This is a genomic window from Caballeronia novacaledonica, from assembly GCF_900258035.1.
In the GTDB taxonomy this organism is placed as follows: domain Bacteria; phylum Pseudomonadota; class Gammaproteobacteria; order Burkholderiales; family Burkholderiaceae; genus Caballeronia; species Caballeronia novacaledonica.
The window spans coordinates 194,840-218,400 of the sequence record NZ_OGTP01000004.1 but is presented as its reverse complement, the minus strand read 5'-3'; the positions used below and the strand labels follow the sequence as shown (position 1 = coordinate 218,400).

Genomic DNA, 23,561 nt, shown 5'->3' with positions numbered 1-23,561 from the left:
AGGTACGGCGCGTCCGATGCCTCGAAATAAGCGTCAAAGAGGCGATTATTCGCGGCTTTGACGCGCCGTTGCACCGGATCCGCCCTTGCCTCGCGATACCCGGTCTGGTCTCAAGCCGGTGCCGTCACTTGCCGATAACCCTTGCATCCACCGTACGCGCCAACCAAGGACCCGAAGATGACGACCAAAAGCATCAGCAGACGAACTTTCCTTCTGGGCATGGGGGCATCGGGCCTGCTCGCCGCTTGCGGAGGCGGTTCGGGATCGGGTTCCGGTCCGGCTTCGGCGTCGGCCGGTCCGGCGTCCCCGTCGGCTCCGCAGGCGGACGGCACGCAGTCCACGGCGAAGACGCCGCTGACGCTCGATCTCACGCAGACCGATCTGCCGGCCGGCACGGCGGTCTATGCCTACGTGATCGGAGAAACGAGTCTGGCGTCCGGCGTGACGCAGTACTGGATCGACTCGACCGGCACGCCGCACGTGATGAGCGCCGCCGACAACACGATCGCCGCAAAGACCTTTCCGGGCTCGTCCGCACTGCCGGCGAGCGAAGCCGCGGCGCTCGCCGAGACCTATCCGCTCGCGTGGGCCGATTACAGCATTCCGCTCACGGTCGGTTCGCGCTTCGCGCTCGATCTGTCGAAGCTCAACGCGACGACCATTCCGGGTCTCGGCACTGGCACGGCGGCTTTCAGCGGGCGCATCTACCTGTCGGTCGGCGTGCCGAAACTGCCGTTCACGCCGCTCAGCAGCAGCGCATACACGGCGCCGGTGACCGTCGGCGGGCCGGGCGCACTCACCTTGTTCGACTGGATCGAGTTCTCCTTCGACAGCCAAGGCAATTTCAACGGTAACACCACGCAAGTCGATCAGTTCGGCTTTCCGCTGTTCCTCGACGGCACGCCAGGCGGATCACAGCAAGGCCAGTACAACACGTCGCGCCCGGCCATCATCGAGGCGGTATCGAAGCTGCCCGCGGCATTCTACGTGCCGCAGAGCGTGTCCGCGCCATCTGCCTTTCCGGCGGGGCTCGCCGTCAACGGCAGCGTCACCTTGCGCGCGCTGTCGCCGAAGAGCATTTCGGCGCAGAACCAATACAGCGGCTCGCTGCTGACGTATTTCGATCAGACCATCGAGAACTGGTACCTTACCTGGGCCGCCACGCCGCTGTCGGTCACCGATCTCGCCACGGGCACCTATACCGGCATCGTGAAACCCGGCGCCGGCCTGACCTTCTACGCCGGTTCGACGGCAAGCGGCACGGCGGCGTTCACGGTCGGCGGCGCGGGCACGCCCGGCATCTCCAGCCTCGACGTCTGGCAATGCGCGAACGCGCTCGCGACCGGCAGCGACGCCGCCAAGAACGTCCAGAAGATGTTGGCGGCCGCCTTCAATCGCGGCGTGATGGCGAACACGCTCGCCGATGCGACCTGCAAGAACGACGCGGCCACGTTCTATCAGATCACTCACTCGAACACGCTCGTCTTCAATCCGTGGGCGCAGTTGTTCCATCGGCTGAGCACCAACTCGCTCGCCTACGCCTTCCCCTACGACGACGTCTGCGACCAGAATCCGTCCATCGGGCTTGCGGCGACGCAATCGGTCACGATCACGCTCGGCAAGTTCTTCAGCTGAACCTCCGGGTCTATTCAGGCCGTCGACCCGGAAAAGTTCCCGCGCCGGCGGCTCGCGGTGTTTCAGAAGCGCCGGGAGCAGGCCGACGCGAGCGCCGTCCTGCTCCCTGACTTCCTTTGCCTGTCAGACGACCGGTGGCCGGTATTTGAGGATCGTGCGCTCGATGTTCGAGCCTTCGATCGTGGCCAGAGTCGGTTGTGTCTCGTCGAAATTGACGCCATACAGATTCGCATGCGTGAGCAGCGTGCCGTCCAGTCTGGCCTTGCGCAGCGACCCCTTGAACAGGTTGACCGCGGACAGATCCGCGCCGCTCAGGTCGGCCTTCGCGAACTTCGCGCCCTGTGCCGAAGCGAGCCGGAAGTTTGCCTTCACGGCCAGCACATTGCTGAAGTCGGCGTGGTCCAGCGACGCACCCGCGAAGTTCGCACCGTGCAGTTGCGTGCCCTGCCAGTTCGCGCGGCCGAGATTGGCACCGGCAAACTGCGCGCCGTCGAAACACGTCGCCTGCGCGCGCGACGCGCCGAGGTTCGCGCCGCCGAACATCGCCTGCTGCGCCTGTGCGCCGTGGAAAACCGTCTGCTCGCAACTGGTGCCCTCGAAGTTGCCGCCGCTCAGCACGCTTTCGCGCAACGTCGCACGGTCCAATGACGCGCCGCCGAAGTTCGCGCCCGTCAGATCGCCGGCATCGAACTGGGTCTCGTGCGCATGACATGCCGATGCGTCGGCGCCGGCCATTTTCGCCTTGCTGAACAGCGCGCGGTCGAGCTGTGCCCCGCCGAGGCGCGCGGCGCTGAAATCGGCCTTCGAGAAATCACCGCCCATCAGTTTTGCCGCCCGCAGGTCGGCATCGGCGAACTTGCCGCCGCCGCCGCTCGTATCGCTCAGGTCGGCACGCTGCAGATCCGCGCCGCTGAAATCGGTCTCCTTGAGCAGCGCCTGCCTGAAATTCACGGCCCGCAGCGTGCTCTTCGCGAACGAAGTCTTTTCGAGCAGCGCCGCCGAAAAATCCGCTTCGGACAAATCTAGCCCGGACAGATCGACGCCGGACAGGTCGTAGCCGGCGAGGCTCTCGCGTGCCGCGTGCCGCGCGATCACCTGCTCGCGCGTCAGCTGGGCCGTGTGCGGCTCCGGCAGCGGCAGCGCGGGCAATTCCGGCGCGGACGGCATTCCGGGTGTCTTCGGCAGCGCCGCCAACGCGGCGAGCGCGGCCGGATCGACAGGCGGAAGCGGCGTGCCGGGCTGCGGCAAGGTCCCGAGTGCGGCAGTCGCCGGATTGGCGGCGAGCCAGCCGGACACCTCGGCTTCCGACATGCCGACTTTTTCCAGCATCGCGCGCGTGGCGTCCTGCATCTTCGCCGCCATCGCCGGCAAGTCGGCGAGACTGGGCTCAGGCCCCGGGTCGGCGGCCTTCAGGAACGGCGCCAGATCCGCGTCGCTCAGGCCGTGCGTCTGCATGAACGCCCGCGTGCGCGCATTCTGCGCCGCAGTCATGCGTTCGACCTCGGCCAGACTCACCGGGGCCGGCGCTTCCTCGACCTTCAGGAACGGCTGAAGATCCTTGGCCGTCAGCCCGTGCTGGCTCATGAACGCCTCGGTCTGGCGGTTCAGGTCCGCGGTCATCGACTCGACCTGAGCCAGTTCCTGCGCCGCTTCCTCCGCGATAGTGGCGGCCGCAGGCACAGCCGGCATTGCGGGCACGGCACCCGCTGCCGCCGGGACGGCAGCGGGCGGGGCCGGCTCGACGGGTGCCGCATCGGCCGCCCGCTTCAGGCTGTCGAGCAACTGGTCGCGGTAATGCTCGAACGGCAACGGCGCCGCCGCCAGCGTTTCCCACGCGGCCAGCATGTGCGTGACGTCGCTCGCGTCCGAATCGGTGACGGCGGCGAGCGCGCGGTACAGCACGATCCCGCAGCCGAGTTCGGGGAACAGCCAGACGGTATCCGCGCGCGCTTCGATTTCGCGGACCACCGGCTCCGCCGCATCGGGTACCGGTCCGTACACGAAGCAACGCGCGCGCAGCCCCGGCAGACGGCCCTGCAACAGATGACGCCGCGCGTCCATGCCCTGGATCTCGACCGTCTCGTCGCCGGCAAAATAGCCGGACGCGAGCCACTGGTCGGGCGGCGCGCTCATGAAGTACTGCTGACGGGTATCGGCGGGAAGATGGGGCCAGTCGGTCGCGAGCCAGCGCTCGTCGCAGGTGCCGAGGTATTGCCGGCGCTGCGGCGACACCGGATCGAAGGCCCAGAAACCCGCGGGGTCCAGACGATCCTTGCGGCCCAGCATGCGCTGCGCTTCATATTCGACATTGGGCAGCGCCTGCTGCGCGCCGCCGTCCTGCGCGGGCGCGATCCAGCCCTTGCCGGACGGATTCGCGGCCCATTCCGCGCCGCCAAACGCGGTCGCCGGCACGATCGGCATGCGCGCGTACGGCACCGGCCTCGACGGCATCCCGCTTACGCCGAAGCGGCGCTCGCCGCTCACGACCACGGACTTCGCAAGCCGGCCCACGCGCACGCTGACGCGCATCTGTTCGACCTCGGTGCCGAGCGGCGCGCAGGCCGCGCCGTACACGAGATATTCGCCGGCCGGTTTCGGATAGCCCTGATCGAGAATCCCGTCCTGGCCGAGCGCCTGATCGACCAGCGCCCAGGTCTCGTTCTCGGGCACGAGACCGTCGATGCCGCCGGGTGCGTCGAATCGGAAGCACGCCATCAGGCTCAGCGCGAGCGAGTCGCGCCGGGCGAAACGGAACGCACGGTAGAGCAGCGTCATGTCGAGCGGTTTCAGGACTTTCATGCTTTAGCCCAGCTGAATCAGTTTGCCGGTGCAGGCCACCCAGCCGTTGGAGTAGAGGAGCAACGAGGTGTTACTGCTCACGGTGGTGGCCCCCAGGCCCCGCAGAATCGCCTCGCCCGCGGCGTTGACCACGACGTCGCCCGTGCCGCGCACCGAAACGGTGGCGCCGCTCAGACTGGCCGTCGTGAGACCGTTGAGCGCCAGTTCGGTCGCCGCTTCCACCGTCACGGTCGGGGCCTTGACCGTTGCCGTGGCCACCCCGGTGACCGAGACATCGCTGCCCGTCGCGCCTATTTTCGCCGGCGTGGTCATCGTGATGCCCGTGGCCGCCATCGAGAGCTTGGCGAGCGAACCCGCCGGACCCACGGTCATGTCGACGCCGCCGGTGACGCCGAGATCGGCTGTCGTCATCGCGAGCTTCGCGCCTGCGCCTTCGAGGCCGATGCCGAGATTGATGCCGGTCTCGTTGAGCGTTGCGTTGCTCACATAGGCGGCTTCCGTGTTCAGGGTCGTGGCGAGCGAGCGCGCCGCATACTGCATGAAGCCATACACGCCGAGCGCCTCGGCGCCGCCGAGCGCGTACTGCGCGGTCAGCAGCCCGGTCGTGTCGGGTGTCCAGGCACCGGCTTTCGCGCCATCGCTCTGATACGCCTTGTAGGTCGAGGCGATCGCGAGCGCCGCCTGCGCGGCCAGCGCGGTACTCGCTGCGATCTTGACGCCCGTCTTGACCGTGTTCACCGTCGCCGTGATCAGCGGCAACTGACCGCCGGACAGCGTGACCTTGTCCACCGCGCGCTGGTTCTGCTTCTGGTTCAGCGAGATGCCCGTCGAGTCGTCGATCGTCAGGGACTGCACCGAAGGGGACAGCCAGCTGCCGGCGCCTGATGCGCCCGCGACCGCCCCCGCCAAGCCGCCGGCTGCCGCGCCGCCTGCCCCGGCGATGATGCCGTCCGCGACAGGAGAGCCGTCGCTGCTCGACGTCGCGCCGAGGGTCCCGAGCGCGGCGCCGCCGGCCGCGGCCCCCGCTATGGCGCCCACTGCCGTGGCGTTGGGAAGGCCGGCAAACACGCCGTTCCACGTCACGCTCATGCCTGCCGACATCGCGAGCGTCGCGCCGAGCGTCGCGTTGTTGTTGATGGCCGCCGAGAGCGTGGTCGCGGTGCCGACCGTCAGCGTGTTCTTGCCGCCGACGCTGGTCGCGTTGGTGGTGCCGAGCGTGACGGTCTCGCTGTTGCCCGCCGTGCTGCTCCAGATGCTGCCGCCGCCCTTCGGATCGATCGAGCCTATGCCGATTGTGCTGTTGTGGAACGGCGAATGGAGCCACATGACTTCCTTGCCCTCGCTGTCGCCCATGTGCAGCAGGTTGCCGCCCGCGGTGCTGATGCGGTTCTCATGCGCGCTCGCCTGCTCGACCACGCTCGGATTCTCCGAATTCGGCACCGCACCGACGATGACGGGCCGGTCCGGATCGCCGTCGGAGAACGACAGCAGCACCTCGGCGCCCTTGTGCAACGGAAAGTGCATTCCATGGTCGCTGCCCGCATAGGGCGTCGCCATGCGCACGCGCGCGGAACCCTTGTTCGGATTCTTGTCGGTCAGGTCGAACGGCAACTGCACCTTGTACTGGCCGAATTCGTCGAGCTCCGCGTACTGGCCCGAGCCTTCGCTGTCGATGAATGCGGTCATGGTGCCGGCCACGCGCGGCTTCTGCGTCGTGCGCGGCGGACGAAACTGCACGCTCGCGGGGATCGCGCGGAAACTGTTGCGATACGCCGTCTCGCCACTCGCGCCGCCGTCGCTGATCGGGCTCCTGACGCCGGCCAGCAGCGCGCCGGCCTGCGTGCCCCGATGATGGATCTCGGTGATCAGGTATGTGTCGTTGAAATCGTGACGATAATGACCCGCGAGCCGCGCGAAGTAGCCGCTGCGCAGGCCGACCGCCGTCGCCTCGCCCGAGAACACGCGGCCCTGGCAGACGAGCGCCTGCGCGCGCAGCTTCGCATAGCGCCGGCCTTCCTGCTCGCCGCGGAAATTCTCGCCGTACAGCATGACCTGGCCCAAGCCGTCGTCAGATACGGTTTCGCTGATCTTCAGCGGCACCGCTGCCTTGCGGTGATTGAACTCCTGCAGGATCACCTCCTTGGGCAGCGGCTTCTGGCGGCTCACGAAATCGCGCACGGTGCGGCCGGAGACACCAGTGTCCATCTCGTCGTCAGGACGGTAGTCGACTTCCAGCGCGCTCGCGTCGTGCATGACGCGGTCGTCGACCACGATCAGCTGGCCGCCGGCAGCGTGATCGAAGTAGTAGTACATGCCCTCGTTTTCGAGCCAGCGCGACACGAAATCCAGGTGCGTTTCCTCGAACTGGCAGACGAAGCTGCGCGGCCGGTAAGCGCCGTTGCGCTCGAAATCGCCGCTCAGCCGGAACGCGTAATCGGTTTCCGTGAGCTGGCTGTTCTTCAGCACGCGCTCGAGCGTGGCCGGAATCGGCAGTTCGTCGAGATAAACCTCGGAGATGCGGTACAGCGACAGCCGCCACAGACGCGGCACCAGCACGGCGCGATAGAACACGTAGCCGTCCGCACGATGCAACTGGTCGAACTCGGCGAGCACGCCGTGGTACGGAACGCTGTCACGGCCGTCGGGCGGATAGATCAGGAACGTCGCCGGATGCCTGAGCATGGCGTCGAAATCGATCGACGGATCCTCCGACACGAGGGTCAGCGTGAAGCGGAACGGCTGCGAAATCGCCTCGAAGCCTTCCATCTCGACGACGGCGAATTTGCCGGCATCGTGCGCGGCGGATCGGAAATCGAAGCGCCGATTCGCGAGTACCTTGTCGGTCAGTGCATTCACAATGCTTTCCTCAAAACGGGGTCCAGGGCTGCGATCAGTGTGGACAGGTCCTAGCTCATGACCATGACGACCGCCTGGCTGGGCGCGACGACCGAGCCGACAATATTTCCTTCGTTGTGCTGCGTCATGTCGCCGAGCCGTACGGCCGGCGCGCCTTCCAGCATCACGCACACGCTGCCGAGCGGAAAGGCGACGGGCCCCATCACCTGGCTCGACACGACGCCGCCCGCCACGCCGGCCTGATCGCCGTCGCTCATCGAGATTTCCGATGCGGTCGTCAGGGCCGGCATGCCGCTGATCATCACTTTGGTGGTGGCCGGATTGCCGAGCATCGGCATGCCGATGTTCGGATAGGGAATCGGCACGGGCGGAGCGGGCGGCGCCGGCGTTTTGCAGACGTCGGGCGCACCCATGCATTGCCCGGCCTGTTTGGTGACTGCGAACATGTGTCCTCCTAGCCCAGATCGATCTTTTCGCCGTCGATACGCACATGACCCTCGGCCAGCAGGCTCGCATGCTGCGCGGTGATGTGCATCCGCTCCTCGACCTGCATCCGCACCCTGCCCGCACGGGTTTCGTCGACGTCTTCGGTCCAGCGGAAGCTCGTGCGCGCCTTCTGCACCAGCCGCTCCACGGTCGAGGTGAGCTGCTGCGCGACCGTTCGCACGATGCCGAAGCGAGCGTTCGTTTCACGAATCGATGCGTTCATCCGGTCGAAGGCCAGGTCGCCGATCACGCCCTCCACGGCCACGCGCGGCGCGCCGATGGCGACTTCCGCAGTGGCGTTCATGCGGATGCGCGCGGCGTCGATCCGCAGGCCGCCTTGCTCCGCGTGCAGCGCCACGCCGCCCGGCAGCAGCAGATCGGCGCTGTCCGGAACCGCGCGCGCCAGCACCGCCAGCACGTAGGCCGCGACGTTGGCGCCGGCCCGGCAGACCAGCACGGAGTCGCCGCAATCCGGCTCGACGAGACAGCTATCCGCGCGCAGCGCGCGCTCCAGCGACCCGTCGGCCGCGCTCAGGAAATACCACTGGCCCGCGCGCCCGGTGACGGTCGCACAAACGAGACCGACCGCTTCGTCGTTGCCGGCCCGCATCATCGGGACCAGATTGTTGTGCTTCATAGTTCGCTCCGCCTGTCGAGTCCTGTGTACTTCGTCCGCTCGTGCCGGGCGTGTCACCGCGGACGCCACTGCTCGGCCTGCAGCAGCAGCGCGTCCGTGGGACGCATTCCACTCAGGTTCGCGCCGTCCCAGCGCGTGTCGTCCTGTTTGAGCGCATGCCCGTTCGAGCCGCTCAGATCCGCGCGTGAGCCGTCCGCCCCGGACAGGTCCGCATGCGACAGATCGCAGTAGACGAACCGCGCGGCCTTGAGCGATGCGCGCTGCCACGACGTTTTCCTCAGTACCGAGCGATCCCAGTGAACGCCATCGGCGCGCGCCGCCGCAAATGTCGCGCCGCTAGCGTCCGACATGTCGAAGCGCGCGCCCTGCAGGTCGGCCTGCGCGAGCTGCGCGCCGAGCAGCGCCGTGTACTGACCGCGCACGCCGGCCAGACTGGCGCCATCCAGTTGCGCTTCGACGAAGCTCGTACGGTCAAGCGCGAGCCCGCCGAGATTCACGCCCTGCAACTGCGCGGCATCGAGTATCGTCATGGTCAGATCGCAGGTCCGCAGATCCTGGCCCCGAAGGTTCGCCCCCTTCAGATAAGCATTGCGCAACGACGCACCGGCCAGTTTCGCGCCGGCGAGATCGGTGTTCATCGCGGTCCAGCGAAACAGCATGGCCCGTGTGAAGTCGGTCCCGGCGAACACGCATTCGTAGGCGTCGGCGCGGACGAACTGCGCTCCGGCGAACGAGCCCGCGGTACAGTCGCAGGCGTTGAAATGCGCGCCCGAAAAGTCCGCTTCCTGCGCATTCGCTCCGCGCAGTTCGACCCGCGTAAACGTCGCGCCCGCGGCCTGCGCGCGCGTCAGGTTCGCGCCGGACAACTGGACGTTCTGAAAATCCGCACCGGCAAGCTTTGCGCCCGACAAGTTCGCGCCAGACAGCGACACGTTCGTGAAGCGGCTTCCGGACAGGTCCTGACCGGTGAGATTCATGCCGCTCAAATCGATATCGGCGACATGCCGGTCACGGGCCAGCGCATCTTTGAGCTGCTCCGGCGTCATGCGGCGTCCCTCCGCGCGCGGCGAGCGACCTCACGCATCGTCCCTTCGTTCGTCCAGCCTTCCGCGCAATTCGCGTTCATGCCTTGCCCCGTCCTGTTCCGCATCGTTCGTTCTTGCTTCTGCATCAGTCTCACTCGCCCGTGCTACCGGCGTGTTGCAATTCCCGGCCGCAACGTTACGGATGTAACCGTGCCCGCGCGCACATCGCTCAGGTCCGGCAACATGCGCCGCGTGATCGGCACACGCCGGACATCCATGCTGAACCAGCGTGGATGGGTTTCACGCGGCGATGCCCGGCAAACTGTCCAGGCGTTCCGTCTGCTCCTGCCGTGCGCCTTCGTGGCCGAGAAACCCGAGGCGCTTTTGCAGCACGCTCGCGCTGGTCAGCTCAAGGATTTCGGAAAAGGCCTTGCGCGCCATGGACTTGGGATCCGCGGCGCGCGCGCCCTGCTCTGCCTTCAACGTGTCGATGACCTCGCGATAATCCTCGATGCCCGCCACCATGATGTCGAACCAGCTCAGCCACGCGGCCTCGATGGTCTCGTCCTGCACGAGCAGCTTGCACAGACGTCCGATGCGCGTGGCCTGATCGAGCAGAATCACGTCGATCTCGTTTTCGTTCGCGCAGAGGCGCTCGCGCAGGCCGGTGTCCCATCGCACGCTGATTTCGGGAAGGAAGATATAGCGCAGTCCCTGCACAATGCCGATGCGGCTGTCGGCCGAGGGAATCATGGTGAAGCCGTCGATTGCCCAGCCTTCGCCAGGAAAGTCCACGATCTGCCGCACCAGTTCGACCGTATCCGCGATGCGGTGGGGCGCCTTGAACATGACAGTGAGGCCGGGACGCGCGTTGTCGGTCCATTCGCCGGGCGGCAGGACGCGGCCCACGAAGGCATCGGTCTGGGCCGCGCCGATCGCCAGCGAGAACACGCTCGCGGCGAGTCTGGCGGCGTCAAATCCCGTTTCGGCCTTCACTTCGAGACCAACGGACAGCTCCTGACTGGATCCGTAACGCCCGAGCACGGGACGCAGAACGACTTCGCGCACGCGCTCGTCGCTCCTCAGCAGCGTGACGAGCGGCTCGACGAAGTTCCTGAAACGCGCGCCGACCGGATACACGAGCGATGCCGGAATCGTGGACGCGCCATGACCGCGCAGGCGCGCGAGTCCGCCGGCCGAGACCTGCTGTGTCAGGCCCACGAAATAATGATCCACAGCGTCGGCCATCGCCGTTCCTTGTTGTGTTGAGCCGGTTCGAGTACGTCGCAGTGTAGCGATGCGCGGCGCGGACAAAAGCCCGAGCAGAGCGCCAAAGAGGCGACTATTCGCGGCTTTGCCGCGCCGCCTGCCTTATTTCGCTATACCCAGCCGTACGCAGCTCGCGAGCGCGCCGCCGCTGCCTTGCGTGTACGCCAGGCGGTACGTGCGTCGAGCCGAACGTCTGCGATCACGACGTTCGTGAAATTCGTCGATCGAAACTCCGGGGGCAGATCCGGATTCGTTGCGCCAATTCAGGGGGAGTCGAAGTTCGCCCGGACAAGCGCTCGAGCACGACGCGAATCTCGTCGTGCCGAGCGATCTGGTCGGCCCTGATTTTGTATTTGCTTTGAATGCGAAACTGGGGCGGCTCTTGTACCGAAGCCATCGGTGCATCGTGTTTTCTAGCCTCGGCTCCGCCGACAGTCCCGTTCAACGAGGCGTCCGGTCGGCGGACGGCGGCAAGGAGTCGAACGTTGTCCAGTCACAGGGAGGGTGGCTGCCTTTCAACGCGACGGCGACATGGATGACCGGTCCCCTTCGTTCAACAGCCGTCTCCACGCCGATCGATGAACGTCCGCAAAGGCCGATCACGGAACCGACGACATGCTGGATCGCAAGCGAACGGCAACCTCTTACCTGCCGCTTCCTCAGTCACCCGAACGATCGCTCTTCTTTGGCAGGATGAGATGTTGAGCTTCCCATTCGCGACGAGTTCTCGCTAATTCCTCAGCAAGCAACGTTTCGTCCGGAAGTACAGTGCGATATTCCGAGGCAACCCACCTTGTTGGGCAAGCCGTCGAGGGCATAGCGTGCGATCACTTCATCCTTCAGGTCAAGGAACTCAAGGACGTAGGGATCCTTGATCGCTTCTTCGGGTCTGATCATGTCACCAAGTTGCGCGACAGCGCCCCTTTCGAGCATTGCGCGCTTATCCGTGGACATCAAAGTGCGTGTGTAGAACTGACTGCCGATCTGGCGCTCGAGCTGCCGCACGCTCCAGCCACCGCGCAACGCCTCGGTTTCGAAGAACGATCGCTCTACGGGCGATCGCGTTCGTCGCATCAGTCGCACGTAGCGCGTCCAAGCTGCGGCGCGCTGAGCAAGTTCACGCCAGCAGGGTGCCATCCACGACTGAGCGTTTTGGTCGGACAGTACCTGCCGGGCAGCAAGTGTCACCTCATTCTCCAAGCGACGGCGGAGCGCGGCCAACTCGGCGTGGTCGGTCACGGGAAGCCTTGATGTGTTCTCGAGTTCTCGCAAACGCACGGTCATCGCAGGTAACGCGCTGTCGGTCGCGTATTCGCGGGCGAGCAGCATCAGTGCCTGTCGTGCGGCCGCCGTATTGCGACGCTGCAACTGCTCCACCACGTCATTGCGCAAGGCCACGTCGTCCGGCTGAGATCACCTCATTCGACAATCTGGCCAGGACGGCGCAACGCGCGATCGAAAGCCTCGGCGGCGACTTCGATTCGCATCTGAGCGAAATGCGCTCGAAGAACTTCGTGATTCTCTGGCGGCAGGACTGGTTCGTCATCGACCGGTTCAAATGGCTTTCCGAGGATGCCTCGCTGTTCCCGGATGCACAGGAGCATCTCGCATTGTGCCGTGCCGGACAACAGGCGATGCAGAACAACGAGATCGACAAGTTGCGCTCGGTCGTCAGCAATCTCGACGCAATCAGGATCTACTCTTCGGCCGAGGACGACATGATCGCCGCGTCGAACATTCTCTTAGGCTGACCGTGACGATCGAAAGCTGGTTGCCGGTGGGCTGCGAACTACCGGACGGCGCTTTGTGCGGCCGTCCGCTCTACGGCGCCGAGGCGTGGCAGATCATCGCGACGCGCGGTGCCGGCCGTGCCTTGCTGGTGACGCAGGCGTTGCACGACAAATGGGCCGCCGCCGGGCTGACCCGACCGGGTGATCTGTTGCGCTTCCAGTTCGGCGCGCAGGCCTTCTATGAAATCTCGTGGGGCCTGAGCAGGCGGCTCGAATCCTTGTCTGACTTTGCTTCGCCATCGGGTAGGAGCGAGGCGTTCGCGAGCGCGCTGCGCGAAACGCGTTCGATCGACGCCGCGAGTGCGTTGCAGGACGCGATCTATGTCGAGACGCTCGGCAGGTTGCTTCCCACCTGCGACGCGCAAGCGTCCGTGACCGACGACGTGGTGCTCGGCGCCTGGCTGACCGGCGGCGTTCTGGTGTCGGCGCGGTCGATCGGCCGGCTGCAGCGCATGCTCACGTGGATCGATGCTGTCCCGCTGCGCGATGTGGCGCGCACGGCGGGCATCGAAATCGATGAAATGACACAAAACGAGCAGCGCGGCGCGGCGTCGGCAAGCACCGGCTCGCACGCGAACCTGTCAGCCGGCGACGCCACTGCTGACGTCTTTCGCCTGTTCGGACGCACCGGGCTGGAGTCGTTTTTTCACGAGCACGTGATCGACATCGTGCAGAACCGGGCGCGGTATCAGGCGTTGGGCATCGAATTTCCTTCGCCCACGATCCTTCATGGACCGCCCGGCTGCGGCAAGACCTTCGCGTTCGAGCGGCTGATCGAGTATCTCGGCTGGCGCGTTTCGCATCGAAGCCTCGACGGTGGCGAGCCCTTACATCCACGAAACCACCCGGAAGGTGTCGGAGATGTTCGAACTGGCGATCAAGAGCGCGCCGTCGGTCCTCGTGATCGATGAAATGGAAGCTTTTCTGGCCGATCGCGAGCATGGCGGCGGCGGAATTCATCACCGGGTCGAGGAAGTCGCCGAGTTCCTGCGGCGCATTCCCGAAGCCACGCGCAACGAAGTCCTGATTATCGGCATGACGAACCGGATCGGGATGATCGACTCGGCCATCATGCGGCGCGGCCGTTTCGATCATGTGATTTCAGTGGACTTTCCGAACGAGCAGGAAGTCGGTGCATTGCTGGGGCATCTGCTTGCCAGCCTGCCGAAGGACGCGAGTGTCGATGCCGACGCGCTCGCGAAAGCACTCGCGGGGCGGCCGTTGTCCGATTTGGCGTTCGTCGTTCGCGAGGGTGCCCGGCTGTCGGCGCGCTCGGGTGCCGATGAACTCGCTCAGGACTATCTGCTGGCCGCGCTCCGGGCTACGCCGTCGCGCCAGGAAGTGCCGGAGGCACGACGCATCGGCTTTGTTTGAGTAAGCGGGTACTCGAGACACTGTCTCTCGAACAACCGTTGACATGCTGCATACAGTTGAAATGCAAATGAACAGTGAAATGACTGAGACGGCGCTGCAGAAGAATCCGTTCTGCCTGCTCGGAGGCGAAGCCGATCCAGGTTTCCGCCCGATCGCGTGGCATGTCGCATCAGTCAAGTACGGACGTGGCGACGCGGATGCGAAGTCTGGGCGTCGACCTGAACAATGAGCACGGCCTGCTGGATTGCGCCGACCGCATGACACGTCTGCTCGGAAATCTGTTCGTCGATCTGCCCGAGTTTGGCGACACGCTCGCCGAGGACGCCAAGGCGATTAAAGGCCTGCGTCAGAGCGCCACCGACAAGCAACGTCAAGATGCGGAATGGGAGCGGGAGATCGCGTTCGAGGCGGACGTCGGTGTCATGTTCAAGGATCGGCTGGCCGTGGCTGAAAAGGGCATCACCTGGAAGGGGCGACAATTTCCGCTCGATTCGATCCGGCGCGTCCGCTGGGGTGGCGTGCGCCGTTCGGTCAACGGCGTGCCGACCGGGACCGATTATCACATCGCCTTGTCGATTGAGGGCGCGGGCGAGCAGAACATCAACCTGAGAAAAGAATCGACGTACACAGGCTTCACCCAGGCGCTATGGCGCGCGGTCTGTGTCCGCCTGATGGTCGAACATGCTCAACCGACTGGAGAAAGGCGAGACGCTTCATTTCGGTAGTTTCTCGGTCGAGGACGGCGCGATCACGCTGCCGCAGCACAAGTTCTGGAGCAACAACGGGCTGCCGCGAGTTCGCCGGAGCGAGGTACATGCATGGTCTGCCGATGGCCGGTTCGTGGTCGGCAAACGTGACGACAGGAAAGTGCACGGCTCGGCGTCGTATATCAAAGATTGGGACACGCACCTGATCGAGCATCTGATTCGCGGCGCCTCCAAAAAGGGCGCTGCGAAGCTGACCGATTATCTGAAGGGCTAACGGAACATGAGCCAATCCGAGACAAAAAGAGGATTTGCAGCGCTTAACTCGATGGTGTCGGACATCGAAGCGACGGTGGCCGCGCGGCCCGCTTCCAAAATGGATGAGGCAACGGCTGCGACGGTCGAGACACCGACGGCGGCAGCCGTCGAACAGTCTTCATCGACGCCGGCGGAGCCGGACCGGGGTTCGGGGCTCTGGATGCTGGTCGTGCCGGTCGTTGTACTCATCTTGCTATCGATCTTCGTGGTCGGGACCGTTTCAAAGAACCAATCGAATCCCGGCAGCACGCTCGAGTCGTCGGCTTCGACACCGGTCGCCTATACGCCAGTGCCCGTCGAGAACGTGTCAGCACCGGAGGTCCAGCCGAGCGAGGTTCCTTCGGAGAGCATGCCGCCGGTCGGTAGGGAGCTGGTCTTGTCGGCGTCCCAGATTCGCTATTGCTTATCCGAAAAGTTGCGCATCCAGGTGTGGCGTACTCGGATCGAGTCGACTTCGGAGGCCTCGCTGCAACCGTTCACGATGCGGTGAACGGCTACAACTCGCGCTGTGCCGACTTCCGTTATCGCGGCAACACGCTCGAAACGATCCGCGCCGAAGTGGAAGCGAATCGCGCGGCGCTCACGCAGGAAGCGCTATCGCGCGCGGAGCGTTTCGGGGTCAGCGCCGCGCCGCCGTCCATGCCGGTTCCGCCCATTCTCCTTACGACGTCGACGCTCCCCGCGGCGCCGGTCGATTTCGCCAGCATCCCGGGCAATTCGTCCAACCTGAGCGATTCGACGAGCTTCCCGGTCGCAGCGCCAACCCGGACGTTCACCACGAGCTTCGATTGCACAAAAGCCTCGGTGGATGCGGAGCACATTATCTGCGGCGATGCAGAACTGGCCGCGTCGGATGTCGAACTCGCCAGCCTATTCGCGCAAGCGCAGGCGGCGAGCACCGACAAGGATGGGTTCAAGCAGCACATGCGCGAACAACGGAACGATCGTCAACGAAACTGTCACGATCGCGATTGCCTGGTGCATTGGTACGAACGGCAGAAGACGTGGCTGACGGCGGTGGTGAGCGGCCAGGTTCTCTCCGACGCAAAACCCGCCGATGCAGCGATCCACTGGGCGCAGGCATTGGCACAGCAGCACGCCGACGCGGAAGCCGCGTACGATCTCGCGAAGCGGCGCCTCGACGCCGTCCACGCGTCGTGCCCCGATGCCATCCTCCTGCGACAAACACCGCAGAGATCGGGTCCGTACAAGCCGGTCGTGCTGTTTCTCAGCAAGCAGTGCGGATATATCGTGAGCTATTGGCCCGACAGCGGTGAAGAACAGATTTCGTTCGATCGGACCATTATCGAAAACTGGAGCGGATATTGTTCGACGCGCGTGGAACCTCGGACCACGTGCATAAAGGGGAACGGGCATGATTTGCTCGGAAAGGTCATGGAAGTCCGCATCCCAACGACCATCGAGATACCGTCCAGGCGCTGAAAGCTATCCCCGTGTATCTGGACTTTTGGCAATCCCTTTATGAACTGCGACGACGACCGCGCAAACTCCCCGCTCGTATAGCCGTCGCAACGGCTTCACCTCATCGTTGACGACCAGCGCGGGTGTCGCGTTCCGACCCAAATGCCGTCTGGACCCCTCGCGCAGCCGTGACCGCTTCCGGAGCGAAGCCGTCCCACAAATGTCGAAACGATCGTCGCAGCGAGTGACGCTTGATGGCCGGTTGCCGAAGATCACAGTTCACCCGTTGTGAACCCGCGGTGACCGTGGTCTCAACTGCCGGACTCGGCCCCGATCCGATCACTCATCGGGACGATCGCTGGTAGTCGCCAGACAAATTTACATTGGACGCACATTTCGTATCAGTGGAATGTCGCAGAACAGCGGGTCACCCGGCGTGCCCCGATCCCGAACCATCGATTGCGCAAACCGCAAATAGTCGTGAACATCGGGGTCCGTGCAGGCAAACACTCGCTTTACCAGACTACCGCCCCCCACCCAACTCGATCGTGTATTTCGCCATCGCCGACCAGTCTCTTTCGCCCAAGCCTGCCGCGACCGTTTCGCTCATGCGCTCGTGCACCGCAGTGAGCATTGGCAACGTGCGGCCCGCGTCCGCGGCCGCTTCGGACGCGAGCCGCAGATCCTTCAACCCGAGCGTCGCCTTGAAGCCCGGCTCGTAGTTCGCATGCGCGATGTTCGCCGAATACACGTGATACGACCGGCTGCCGAACAGCGTATTCAGAATTACATCGAAGAAGCGCTCGCGCGGCAAACCGTTCGCTTCGGTGAGCACGACGGCTTCTGCCATCGCTTCGATCGCCATTGTGATCATCATGTTGCAGGCGATCTTCGCGGCGTTCGCGGTCGGCGCTTCGTCGCCCATGTCCCAGATATGGCCGCCGATCACGTCGAGCAACGGTCGCACCCTTGTGACTGCATCCGGCGGTCCACCCGCCAGCACATTGAGTTCGCCTTTTGCCGCGACATCCGGCCGTCCGAGCACAGGCGCCGACACGTAGCCTATGCCAGCCGACCCATGCGCCGCGACGAGTTCGCGCGCGAACGCGACTGAGATCGTCGATGTGACCACATGCACCAGACCCGCCTTCGCTTGCGCGAGGACACCGGATGCGATCAGCGTCGAACGAATTGCGTCATCGTCGGAAAGCATGGTGAACACCGCGTCGCCCTGAAACGCCTCCACGGGGGATGCGACCATCGTCACGCCGTCCACCGATCCGCCGGAGCGGTTCCACGCCTTTACAACATGTCCCGCTTGCGCGAGATTGTTCGCCATTGCGCGTCCCATCGCGCCGAGTCCGATGATGCCGATTTCCATGATTCTCCTCCTTGCAATGAATCAGATGATGCGCGTAATCCAGTCGATCACCGCCGTGATCCGCGAGCCTCTGTGATGTCCCACGGCCTGAATCGATCAACCATCGGAATCACCTTTTCATATTGGCATCGCGCGGGAGCGATGCGCTGCGAGATCGGTGAAATGCGGGAGATCGGCCATGACTTCCGCGGCTTCGGGCGAAGCGAACGACGCAGCCACCGATGCTTCGTCGCGAAAGCAGCATTCGCAGATCGCAAGCGTTCCCGCCTGCGCCACCGCCGGGAAAAACGCTGCGACGCTTTCCAGACCGTATTGCGACCAATGACGCATCACGAGCGGCAGATGATGATGGACGTAATACGCGCGATCGAAACGCGCGCCGGGTCCGCCTTCATAAGTCACGTAGATCGTGACGCCGGGTTGCTGAGACATTGTTTCCTCCTGGCAATGAAGCCTTCACACGCTTCCCTGCGCCGCGCGATGAATCGCCTCGACGATGCTCTCGTAACCCGTGCATCGACATAGATTGCCGCTGATGGCACGCCGAATCTCTTCGGGACTCGGCGAAGGATTGTTCTTCAGCAAATCCGCCGCGGCGACGATCATGCCGCTCGTGCAAAAGCCGCACTGAAACCCGTTCTCCGCGATGAATGCCTCCTGCAACGCTTCGATGCCCTCCAGGCCTTCGATAGTCCGTACCTCAATGCCGTCTATCGACGCCGCCAGCACCAGACACGACTTGCGCACTTCGCCATCGATCAGCACCGTGCACGCGCCGCAATCGCCGGTCAGACAACCAATGCGCGTGCCCTTCGCGTCCAGCGCATCGCGAATCACTTCGACGAGCAACTGGCGCGAATCCGCCTGGGCACAACGCGGCTCGCCGTTGAGCGTGAGCCGCACCTCAATGTTTCCTTTCATGGCTTCGTTCCGGTGAGTATGCTGCGCACGTGCCGCTTCACCAGGCCCGGCACGATCGCGCGACGGTAATTGCCATCCGCGAGTTCATCGCTCCAGCCAGTGCCTACGAGATCCAGCGCACTCATCGCCGCCTGTTCGAGGAAGGAATCGGGCGCGCGCAGCGTGGGTTCGTCGATCACGAATCGCCGGTACGCAGGCCGCCGCCCCGCCGCGCCGACCGCGAGCCGCACGCTCACGTGTTCGCCCCGATGCAGTGAACACGCGATCGTCACGATCGGCCACGAGCTCGCGCTCGCCTTGTACTTCTGGTACTCGCAGGCGACGTTCGTCGCATCGCGCGGCACACGAATGCCGGTGAGGCATTCGTCAGGGCGCAGTGCGGTGCGAAAGGCATCGACGAAAAAATCGCCTGCCGTGACGCAGCGCACGCCCCGCGACGAACGCAGTTCGAAGATCGCCTCAAGCGCCGCGAGACAACCCGGCGCATCCGAAGAAGGATTCGCGAAGCTCGCGGCCCCGCCGAGCGTGCCCTGATTCAGAATCGAAGCGCCGCCGGTGAGTTGCGCGGTCATCGCGGCGAGCAGCGGCGCGTGCGCTGCGACGAGCGGCGAGGCAAGCAATCGCGCGTACGTCGTCATGGCGCCGATGTGCAGATGCGTGTCGTCCAGCGCGATGTCATTCAGGCCAAGCGCCGCGAGACCGATCAGATGCCCCGGTCGCGCGAGATTCGCCGACATCGACGGCACCAGCATCGTGCCGCCGCCGAGTACGGATGCATCGTCACGAAAGCGGGCCAGCAGGCCGCAGGCTTCGTCGAGCGTCGCCGGCTGATGAAACTCGAAGTATTGGCCGATCACGCGCATCGCTCCTTCAGAGAAGCCATGACGCGCGCCGGTGTCGCCGGTACGTGTTCGAGCCGCGCGTCGTCGCCGAGCGCATTCGCCACCGCATTGCTGACGGCGGCGAGCGCCCCGCCGAGTCCCGATTCCCCCGCGCCCTTCATGCCGAGCGGATGGAACGGATTCGGCGTGACGCGATGCCCGACGCGTATCGGCGGCAGGTCGTTCGCACGCGGCAACAGATAGCTTTTGAAGCGGTCAGTGATCACGCGATGCCTGTCGTCGAACCGGATGAGTTCCCACAATGCGGCGCCGATCCCCATGACGATCGCGCCGCGCAGTTGCGCTTCGACGAGCGCGGGGTTGATCATCGCGCCGCAGTCGTGGACGACGGCATAGTCGAGCAGCATGCTATTGCCGGTGAGCATGTCTAGCTCGAGCGCCACGGCATGAACAGAGTATGAAAACGTCGGATACGTGGCGATGCGGCCCTGCGCGTCCGGTTCCACGCGCACGTTTTTCGGCGCGAAGCTGCGCGTCACCTCGAGCGGCAGTGTCACTCCCGCCGCCACCGTGAATGGCCGCAGATGCGCACCGAGCGCGAGTTCCGCCACGGCGATCTTCGCACCGTCCGGCGTGCGCCACGCGTGGCCGTCCCGGAGCACGATATCGCCGGGCGTGCCGCCGAGCATGTTGGCGGCGCACTGCCGAAGCCTGTCGCGTAGCTCCTGCGCAGCGAGATACGCGGCGGTCCCGCCGTACATCAGCGCGCGGCTGCTGGCGTTGCCGGTGCCGAGCGGCGTCACATCGGTATCGCCTTCGATCACGCGCACCTGATCCGCGCGCAATCCCAGCTCGCCCGCGACCATCTGCGCGATGCCGGTGTCGCTGCCGCTGCCGGGCGATGTCACGCCCGTGAGCACCTGCACGTCGCCCGAGGGCATCATGCGGACGGTCGATGTCTCGTAGCCGTTGGGAAAATTGCCGGGCCGCGCGCCGCCTTCGGGCGTCAGTTCGAACGCAATGCCGATGCCGATGCGTCGCTCCGTGTCACGCGCGGCACGCGCGCGCGCCTGCCATTGCGGGTAATCGAACAGGGTCAGCAATTGCGCAAGGCCGCCTGGATAGTCGCCGCTATCCACGTTGAGACCCGATGGCAGCAGCCTCGGCAAAGCTTCACGCGCAACCAGATTGCGCCGTCGAAGCTCGACCGGATCGATGCTGGTCTGCCGGGCGAGCAGATCGACGGCCCGCTCCAGCACGAGGTTGCCGATCTCCTTGCCGTAACCGCGAATGGCCTGCCACGGAGGCTTGTTGGTGATGGCGAGCGAGCATTCGACATCGCAATGGTCGATGCTATAGACGGTCGGAAACACAGCCGGCGTGACAAGCGCCATCGCCCAGCTATGACCCGCGCCAATAATGCCCACGTCGACCAGAATCCGGTCGCGCCAGCCGATCAGCCTGCCCTGCTCGTCCGCTGCGATCTCGAAGCTGTGATGCTGCGAGCGAGCGCCCGCGAGCAGCGTTTCGCGCCGTTCCTCGACCCATGCGACCGGGCGTTTTGTTATGCGGCTGAACAGCGCCACCAGCACTTCCTCGGGATGCCCGGCCATCTTGAGCCCGAACGTTCCACCGATGCGCGGCGCGATCACTCGCACCTGCGACTCCTTCACGCGCAGCGCCGCCGCGATCAGCCAGCGGCTCGTATGAGGATTCTGGAAGGTGCCAGTCAGTGCGTAACGCTCACCGCGTGCATCCCATTGGGCGATATAGCACAGCGTTTCCATTGGCGCGCTGGTCGATGCGCCGATCGTCAGTTCGCCCCGCGCGACATGCGCCGCGCGCGCGAAGGCGGCGTCGGCATCGCCCGAACGGATGCGGTCGCGCACCAGCAGATTGCTGTCCCAGCCGGGCTGCACGACCGGCGCACCTTCGCGCAGCGCGTCGCGCGCGGTGGCAGCCGGCGCGTGCACTTCATACTCGATACGGATCTTGTCGAGCGCGGCTTGGGCGTCCTGAACGGAAATCGCCACGAGGGCCGCGACCGGCTGCCCGAAATACGTTGCGTGGCCCACTGCGAGACAGCGGCTTTGCAGCGGACCGCGCGCCCCTCTGGCGGGCAGATCCATCGCGGGAGGCATGGCATCGGAGAGGCGCGCGGCATCCTCGCCCGTCAGCCCGGCCACGACGCCGGGCATGGCGAGCGCATCGGACAGGTCGATCGAAACGATGGTCGCGCAGGCGTGCGCGCTGCGCAGGACCGCGAGATGGAGCGCGCCTTGCGGAATGAGATCGGCGCTGTAATCCACGCGCCCCGACACGAAGCGCTCGCCGTCCAGCCGGGCGACGCTCGCGCCCAGCAGGCTTCCCGGCGAGGCATCCTTGAAGGTCTGTTCCACGTGTGCCGGCTGCGCTTGCGTCTGATTCGTCACTTCGTTCGTCATCCGTTTTCCCGTGCTCCAGCGCGCATGCACAGCATGCCGCAGGCGCCGAGTGCGAGCAGCGCCGTCATCAGATAAAGGCCGCTGTTCAGTGTGCCGCTCAGCGTTTTGAGCCAGCCCATCGCGAACGGACTGGCGAAGCCGCCCAGGAGACCCAGGCTGTTGACGAACGCGATGGCAGCCGCGGCGGCCGGCGACCCCGCGAAATAATCCGACGCGAGCGACCACAGCAGCGGAATGGTGACGAACACGGTGATCGATGCGATCGTCAGCAGCACAATGGTTGCAGTCAGATCATGCGCCAGAAGCGGCAGCAGCGAAAGCGCGATCGCGCCGGCAAGGGCGGCCAACGCACCGTGCCAGCGGCGCTCGAGCAAGCGGTCCGAGTTGCGGCAGATCAGCACCATGCCGATGGCCGCAATGCCGTACGGAATCGCGGACAGCCAGCCGATGCGCTCCACGCTCGTCGCGCCCGCGACCTTCAGCACCGTCGGCAGCCAGAAACTCAGCGCATACGTGCCGCAGATGAACGTGAAGTACGCGAAGCTCATGAGGTACACCTTCGGATCGGCGATCACCTGCCGCAACTGGCCGGCATGTCTCGCGCCCGCGTCGTGCCCTTCTTCGCGCAACGCATGGCGCAAGGTGTCGCGCTCCGCCTCGGTGAGCCATCGGGCGCGCTCGATGTCGTCCGACAGCGTGAACCATGTCACGATGCCCAGCAGCACCGCCGGCGCCGCTTCGACGATATACAGCCACTGCCAGCCCGCGAGACCCGCGACGCCCGCGAGATGCGACATCGCCCATCCCGATACCGGGCCGCCGATCATTCCCGCGATCGGAAAGCCCGTCATGAAGAGGCCGAGAATCTGCCCGCGCCGGCTGCGCGGGAACCACTGGCTCAGGAAATAGACCACGCCCGGAAAGAAACCCGCCTCGAAAACGCCGAGCAGAAAGCGCAGCACATAGAACGCGGCGGGACTCGATACCGTCGCCATCGCGCAGCCGGTGATGCCCCACAGCACCATGATGCGCGTGATGGTCTTGCGCGCGCCGACACGCTGCAAGAGCAGATTGCTCGGCACTTCGAACAGAAAGTAGCCGATGAAAAAGATGCCCGCACCCAGACCGTACACGGCGTCGCTGAAACCGAGCGCGTCCTGCATCTGCAGTTTGGCGAACCCGACGTTGATACGGTCGAGATACGCAACCACGTAACACACGATCAGAAGCGGCACGAGCCGCACGGCCACCTTGAAATACAGCGCGCGCTGCGTGTCCGCCGGTGCCGTTACCGGCGCGGGCGTGTTGGCATCGAGAGCAATTTTGCGCGACATGATTGCCCTCTCAGTGAAGGTTGGGAAAACGGCGCGTGAACGACGGAAAACGTTTCATGTAACTGTCTCCTTGAGCCTTCCGGCGCGTGGTCGGGCCGGCGGCATGGGCTTGTGTCGGGGTTGTGTGGATTCGGTCGAATACCGTGGCATCGCGGGAAGCAAAAAACTGATCGATCGAACAGTCAGCACAGTAGCGGACGAGCGAACAGGCGGTCAACCAGAAACATGCGCGGAATTTCCCTTGTTGACTGATCGATCAGTCAGGAATAGTATCGGCGGCTGAAACCCTTGCCCGGCGACGCGTCACATCCAAGCGACCGTCGT

20 protein-coding genes and 1 pseudogene are annotated in these 23,561 nt (G+C 64.9%); 8 read left to right on the top strand and 13 right to left on the bottom strand.

Annotated elements, in window-relative coordinates; genetic code table 11:
* Positions 1-177 precede the first annotated feature (177 nt).
* Positions 178-1,635 carry a beta-1,3-glucanase family protein gene (locus NOV72_RS09020; RefSeq protein WP_106854239.1) on the top strand — a complete coding sequence of 486 codons (1,458 nt, stop codon included), beginning with the start codon at positions 178-180 and terminating at the stop codon, positions 1,633-1,635.
* A gap of 123 nt (positions 1,636-1,758) precedes the next feature.
* Here the strand turns inward: NOV72_RS09020 and NOV72_RS09015 are convergent, their stop codons facing one another.
* From NOV72_RS09015 to NOV72_RS32665, 7 genes and pseudogenes are all read right to left on the bottom strand, one after another.
* On the bottom strand, positions 1,759-4,434 hold the full coding sequence (locus tag NOV72_RS09015; RefSeq protein WP_106854238.1) for a DUF2169 family type VI secretion system accessory protein: 2,676 nt from the start codon (positions 4,432-4,434) through the stop codon (positions 1,759-1,761).
* Positions 4,435-4,437: 3 nt separating this feature from the next.
* Positions 4,438-7,290, bottom strand: coding sequence for a type VI secretion system tip protein TssI/VgrG (tssI, locus tag NOV72_RS32670; RefSeq protein ID WP_245932968.1), 2,853 nt, complete (start codon positions 7,288-7,290; stop codon positions 4,438-4,440).
* A gap of 50 nt (positions 7,291-7,340) precedes the next feature.
* The gene (locus NOV72_RS09005) at positions 7,341-7,736 is read right to left on the bottom strand and encodes a DUF4150 domain-containing protein (RefSeq protein WP_106854237.1); all 396 of its coding nucleotides are present in this window, start codon (positions 7,734-7,736) and stop codon (positions 7,341-7,343) included.
* Between the two features lie 8 nt (positions 7,737-7,744).
* Positions 7,745-8,413 carry a DUF3540 domain-containing protein gene (locus tag NOV72_RS09000; protein ID WP_106854236.1) on the bottom strand — a complete coding sequence of 223 codons (669 nt, stop codon included), beginning with the start codon at positions 8,411-8,413 and terminating at the stop codon, positions 7,745-7,747.
* A gap of 53 nt (positions 8,414-8,466) precedes the next feature.
* Entirely contained in the window at positions 8,467-9,459 is a 993-nt protein-coding gene (locus NOV72_RS08995; RefSeq protein ID WP_106854235.1) for a pentapeptide repeat-containing protein, read from the bottom strand.
* Between the two features lie 279 nt (positions 9,460-9,738).
* Entirely contained in the window at positions 9,739-10,686 is a 948-nt protein-coding gene (locus NOV72_RS08990) for a hypothetical protein (protein ID WP_106854234.1), read from the bottom strand.
* Between the two features lie 680 nt (positions 10,687-11,366).
* Positions 11,367-12,105: pseudogene (locus NOV72_RS32665) on the bottom strand (DUF1016 N-terminal domain-containing protein).
* 98 nt (positions 12,106-12,203) lie between these two features.
* Between NOV72_RS32665 and NOV72_RS32210 the strand changes: the two are divergent.
* The 7 genes from NOV72_RS32210 (at position 12,204) to NOV72_RS08955 (ending at position 16,336) form a co-directional block, all read left to right on the top strand.
* A complete protein-coding gene (locus tag NOV72_RS32210) occupies positions 12,204-12,458 on the top strand; it encodes a hypothetical protein (protein WP_106854233.1) in 255 nt (84 codons plus the stop codon).
* Between the two features lie 2 nt (positions 12,459-12,460).
* Positions 12,461-13,408 carry a P-loop NTPase family protein gene (locus tag NOV72_RS08975; RefSeq protein WP_245932953.1) on the top strand — a complete coding sequence of 316 codons (948 nt, stop codon included), beginning with the start codon at positions 12,461-12,463 and terminating at the stop codon, positions 13,406-13,408.
* Positions 13,314-13,871: an AAA family ATPase gene (locus NOV72_RS32660; RefSeq protein ID WP_342753373.1), complete on the top strand. Its 558-nt coding sequence runs from the start codon at positions 13,314-13,316 to the stop codon at positions 13,869-13,871. Before NOV72_RS08975 ends, NOV72_RS32660 begins: the two co-directional genes overlap by 95 nt.
* A gap of 161 nt (positions 13,872-14,032) precedes the next feature.
* Positions 14,033-14,596 (top strand): hypothetical protein, encoded by a 564-nt coding sequence (locus tag NOV72_RS08970; RefSeq protein ID WP_106854232.1) that lies wholly within the window; start codon positions 14,033-14,035, stop codon positions 14,594-14,596.
* The gene (locus NOV72_RS08965; protein ID WP_106854231.1) at positions 14,553-14,852 is read left to right on the top strand and encodes a hypothetical protein; all 300 of its coding nucleotides are present in this window, start codon (positions 14,553-14,555) and stop codon (positions 14,850-14,852) included. Before NOV72_RS08970 ends, NOV72_RS08965 begins: the two co-directional genes overlap by 44 nt.
* Positions 14,853-14,858: 6 nt before the next feature.
* The gene (locus tag NOV72_RS08960) at positions 14,859-15,383 is read left to right on the top strand and encodes a hypothetical protein (RefSeq protein WP_146149967.1); all 525 of its coding nucleotides are present in this window, start codon (positions 14,859-14,861) and stop codon (positions 15,381-15,383) included.
* 149 nt (positions 15,384-15,532) lie between these two features.
* A complete protein-coding gene (locus tag NOV72_RS08955) occupies positions 15,533-16,336 on the top strand; it encodes a lysozyme inhibitor LprI family protein (RefSeq protein ID WP_146149966.1) in 804 nt (267 codons plus the stop codon).
* Positions 16,337-16,838: 502 nt separating this feature from the next.
* On the opposite strand, the gene NOV72_RS08950 is transcribed toward NOV72_RS08955, so the two are convergent.
* The 6 genes from NOV72_RS08950 to NOV72_RS08925 form a co-directional block, all read right to left on the bottom strand.
* Positions 16,839-17,696 carry an NAD(P)-dependent oxidoreductase gene (locus tag NOV72_RS08950; RefSeq protein ID WP_106854228.1) on the bottom strand — a complete coding sequence of 286 codons (858 nt, stop codon included), beginning with the start codon at positions 17,694-17,696 and terminating at the stop codon, positions 16,839-16,841.
* 117 nt (positions 17,697-17,813) lie between these two features.
* The gene (locus NOV72_RS08945; RefSeq protein ID WP_106854227.1) at positions 17,814-18,128 is read right to left on the bottom strand and encodes an EthD family reductase; all 315 of its coding nucleotides are present in this window, start codon (positions 18,126-18,128) and stop codon (positions 17,814-17,816) included.
* A gap of 24 nt (positions 18,129-18,152) precedes the next feature.
* On the bottom strand, positions 18,153-18,617 hold the full coding sequence (locus tag NOV72_RS08940) for a (2Fe-2S)-binding protein (protein WP_106854226.1): 465 nt from the start codon (positions 18,615-18,617) through the stop codon (positions 18,153-18,155).
* The gene (locus tag NOV72_RS08935; protein WP_106854367.1) at positions 18,614-19,474 is read right to left on the bottom strand and encodes an FAD binding domain-containing protein; all 861 of its coding nucleotides are present in this window, start codon (positions 19,472-19,474) and stop codon (positions 18,614-18,616) included. Before NOV72_RS08935 ends, NOV72_RS08940 begins: the two co-directional genes overlap by 4 nt.
* Positions 19,471-21,903, bottom strand: a complete 2,433-nt coding sequence (locus NOV72_RS08930; RefSeq protein ID WP_106854225.1) for a xanthine dehydrogenase family protein molybdopterin-binding subunit — start codon at positions 21,901-21,903, stop codon at positions 19,471-19,473. Before NOV72_RS08930 ends, NOV72_RS08935 begins: the two co-directional genes overlap by 4 nt.
* Positions 21,900-23,237, bottom strand: coding sequence for an MFS transporter (locus tag NOV72_RS08925; RefSeq protein ID WP_106854224.1), 1,338 nt, complete (start codon positions 23,235-23,237; stop codon positions 21,900-21,902). The genes NOV72_RS08930 and NOV72_RS08925 overlap by 4 nt, the downstream gene beginning before the upstream one ends.
* Between the last annotated feature and the right edge of the window lie 324 nt (positions 23,238-23,561).